At 53.8% G+C, this 569-nt stretch carries 1 pseudogene; it reads left to right on the plus strand.

Features of this window, described 5'->3' with window-relative positions:
- Positions 1 to 81: 81 nt before the first annotated feature.
- Positions 82 to 569, plus strand: a pseudogene (locus tag ACQRC0_RS08810) (DMT family transporter); the annotation flags it as partial.

Genomic DNA, 569 nt, shown 5'->3' on the forward strand with positions numbered 1-569 from the left:
ACCTATTATCTGCCCCCAAGGGAAACGGCGACCCGTTGTGGTCGCCGTTTTTTATTACCGAAAGCTAGCTGGAGGTGCTTCGTGATTCGATCTGACAATCCACCCGATAATAGCGTGAGCGGGGCGATGTATCTATTTGGCACGGCGCTCTTGTGGAGTTTTATCGGCATCCTCGTTCGCGCCAATTCGCAGTCAGCTCTTTTGATCGGTGCCGTCACGGCAATATTTATGGCGCTCTTTATCCTGCTCGTCGGCAGGCCCGTCCTCCGCGTCAGTCGTCTTATTGTCCTTGTGGCCGTCTGTAACTTCGTAACGGGCACCACGTTTAACTTTGCCAACCAGCTCACGACGGTCGGCAACGCGATCGTTCTGCAGTACACTTCGATGATTTTCGTTATCGTGTATCAATCGCTCGCAACTCGCACGTTGCCCTCGCCTGCGAAGATTGCCTCCGTGGTGGTTGCTTTTACGGGTATGGGACTTTTCTTTTTAGGCGATTTGAGTGCCGAGGGCATGCTCGGCAACCTGCTTGCCGTCATTTCGGGCGCCACCTTTGGGCTGTGTTTCTT

Origin of the sequence: Collinsella sp. SGI.033 (assembly GCF_050315135.1) — a bacterium.
In the GTDB taxonomy this organism is placed as follows: domain Bacteria; phylum Actinomycetota; class Coriobacteriia; order Coriobacteriales; family Coriobacteriaceae; genus Collinsella.